Raw genomic sequence first — 2,732 nt, 5'->3', positions numbered from 1 at the left:
TGGCCGCCAATTCAAACTGTTTTTCTATATTATCAGGAATAGAGGAAAGATCAAAGGCGATCAGGCTGTTCATGCCGCGAGCTGCGTTCAGCAGTAACTCGTTCAGGTTTTGCCCCCAAACGTGAAGCGCACAGTCGGCGGTATGCTCCATTTCTTCAAATCCTGGATCATAGAAGGTATGAAAGGATTCCGGCAAAGATTTTGTCGGCATTATGTTCCCTTTTTAACTACTTCAAAGTAACAGAATCGGTGTTATAGAAGAGAGCCGTTTACCGAACAGCAGTTCGAATTGTTTGTAACCCTATTTGATTTTTCACGGGTCCTTGTTGTAAAAGTTAGCTGCCAAACATCCCCTATATATGAAGGAGCCCGTCAATAGTTCTTTATAAGCCAGTTTGCCAAAAACATCAAATTCAATTATGGGTTTTCTCTGGATGCTCACGTTGGAGCGGATTATAGAACCTACTCCGGTTATATTTTTCAGGAAGTTTTCATTTATGACCCGTTCTTTAAGCAACTCCGAGGCCTCCTGAATACGGAACAGACATGAATGCCGAAGACGCCCCGGAAGGCCAGGGTCATGGACAACATTCGCCTAAATCAGACAAGAATCGTCCTGCTCTGTATCCATAGGACATTTCAGGTCCAGTTTTTCGAAAAAATAGCCACCTGTGCATACGGTTTCTTCTGTCATTGAATATAAAGCATATGGCATGACTATTGCTTATGGCTTGTTTGTGAGCTGATTAAGCCTATAGAGCCACTTGTGAGGCAATAACAATAAAAACCTGAGTAAATAAAAGAAAAAAGAGAGAGAATCACTCGGAGACGGATTCCAGAAGATTAAGAAAACTGAAACTGAAACTGAAACTGAAAATTAAAGGAAAGGATGGGAGGAGAATTCCACACCCTTTATACGGGAGTTAAATCACTTCGATGAACGATATACCATGTATCTCATGTGTGTTGGCAGGAGGTTCCTGTTGCATTAACAGACAAATTGTTTTGACATTAGGCGATCTACAGCGCATCAATGCCCGTGTAGGGCATAATGATTTTTTTACGATGGAAGAACCTGAACCCTGGTATCTTGACCCTTTCTACGATCAGGCTTGGTTGCCCTTGGTATTGAACCCGGAAGGACTGTTAAGGGTTCTTAAGCGAAGTCCAGATAAAAGCTGCGGAATGCTGACAAAAACAGGGTGTGTTCTACCTTTTGAATCCAGACCGCTTGTCTGTCAATTGCATCCGTATATGTATACCGAAACAGACATCATAGGCATTGATGATACGTGCCCCATTTCCAAAGAAAAGGATGGGTTCACCATTCTGGACAGACTCAACATGTCCATAGAAAAAGCTGTTGGTTGGCAACATTTGCTCTATAGTGAATTGTATACCGAACGATATGGAAAGGCGTTTGATTTTTGTAAAACAGGAAGTAATTCTTAAATTAATGGGTCTGCTGACCCTGCTGTCATCCTACACCACGGTCAGCAGCATAAAACAATGGGAAAACCGTCCCTTTCAGGAATAAAGCAGAACAGTTCTTCCATGATGATGTAAATGGATGCTGAGCCGACATTGCCTGTATAGGGCAGGTTGGTAAACCATTTATCATAGAGGACTTCAAACCCGGTCTCTTTCATGACCTGATAAAATTTATCCCTGAAATAGTGTGATGAGTAATGGGGCAGGTACCAGTCCACATTTTCAGCCCTTAACTTCGGGTTTGCGGCAATTCGCCCAAGGGCTTGGCCCATGGTTTTCACAATGTGGCGGCCCAGCAGTTGGGTGTCCTGTTTAACGGCAAGCAGGTTTTCATTTGGATTTTATTTTTGTTGTTCTTGTTTGTATATCTTGTTATATGTTGGTTAATGCCAACATATAACAAGATTGTTTAGTATAATGATGGGAAAAACAAACAAAAATTGGGTCGCAATGTCGGATAAAGCAATCATAAGCGCCATTGGTGCATATATTAGACATCAGCGACTGGAACAGAACAAAACACAGGCTCAAATCGCAGAAGATGCCGGCATCAACCGTTGGACCGTGAGCCAAATAGAAAATGGCGGATCCATAACGCTTGCTACCCTTATCCAGATATTGAGGGTGCTTGATCTGCTCAATTTGTTGAGCAGATTCACCATTGAGGAATCAATCAGCCCGATAGAGTATGCCAGATTAAAAGAGAAAGAAAAAAAAAGAGCAAGGCCTAAACCTAAAGCAAATGATTCAAATGGGGATTTGGGGTGGTAGATTATGCATATGTACATATCTGGGATACGTTTGTAGGGGTTGTCAGGTGGAATACTGCACAGCAATTGGCAAGTTTCCAGTTTGATAAAAGTTTTATAGAAAAAAACTGGGATATTTCTCCGATAAAAATGCCTGTCAGCAACGGCAGCCGCGTATACAGTTTTCCCGATCTACGTCCGTCAAAAGATATGACAGGGGATACGTTTAAAGGGTTACCCGGTTTGCTTGCAGACTCTCTGCCTGATAAATATGGCAATCAGCTGATTGAAACATGGCTGGCCCAAAATGGCCGTCCGCCTGACAGCATGAATCCGGTCGAAAAATTATGTTTTATCGGCACCAGGGGAATGGGGGCGCTGGAGTTTGAGCCTGCGTGGTTGAAAGCAGGCAAAAACACATTTTCTGTCGAGATCGCCAGCCTTGTCGATGTTGCTAAAAGAGTACTATCGGAAAGAGAGCGTTTTGAAATA

At 42.7% G+C, this 2,732-nt stretch carries 6 protein-coding genes; 3 read left to right on the top strand and 3 right to left on the bottom strand.

The genetic code is table 11. The features are described 5' to 3' along the window. Window positions 1–211 (bottom strand): archease (locus AB7U36_RS19810; protein ID WP_428161363.1); only part of this gene is annotated, 211 nt, incomplete at its 3' end. Window positions 212–313: 102 nt separating this feature from the next. Next, complete coding sequence (locus tag AB7U36_RS19805; RefSeq protein WP_428161362.1) at window positions 314–517, bottom strand: hypothetical protein; 204 nt, start codon at window positions 515–517, stop codon at window positions 314–316. A gap of 419 nt (window positions 518–936) precedes the next feature. Between AB7U36_RS19805 and AB7U36_RS19800 the strand changes: the two genes are divergently transcribed. Continuing rightward, window positions 937–1,452, top strand: a complete 516-nt coding sequence (locus AB7U36_RS19800) for a YkgJ family cysteine cluster protein (protein ID WP_428161361.1) — start codon at window positions 937–939, stop codon at window positions 1,450–1,452. Between the two features lie 41 nt (window positions 1,453–1,493). On the opposite strand, the gene AB7U36_RS19795 is transcribed toward AB7U36_RS19800, so the two are convergent. Beyond that, entirely contained in the window at window positions 1,494–1,772 is a 279-nt protein-coding gene (locus tag AB7U36_RS19795; RefSeq protein ID WP_428161360.1) for a hypothetical protein, read from the bottom strand. Between the two features lie 136 nt (window positions 1,773–1,908). Here AB7U36_RS19795 and AB7U36_RS19790 point away from each other — a divergent pair, with 136 nt between their 5' ends. Both AB7U36_RS19790 and AB7U36_RS19785 read left to right on the top strand, forming a co-directional pair. After that, the gene (locus AB7U36_RS19790; RefSeq protein WP_428161359.1) at window positions 1,909–2,262 is read left to right on the top strand and encodes a helix-turn-helix domain-containing protein; all 354 of its coding nucleotides are present in this window, start codon (window positions 1,909–1,911) and stop codon (window positions 2,260–2,262) included. Next, the coding region (locus AB7U36_RS19785) for a HipA N-terminal domain-containing protein (RefSeq protein ID WP_428161358.1) at window positions 2,256–2,732 on the top strand (477 nt) is incomplete at its 3' end. The genes AB7U36_RS19790 and AB7U36_RS19785, both read left to right, overlap by 7 nt.

The sequence above is a fragment of the Desulfobacter sp. genome, assembly GCF_050177295.1.
Note: the sequence above shows the minus strand (reverse complement) of the source record. Positions and strands in the feature narration are given on the sequence as shown.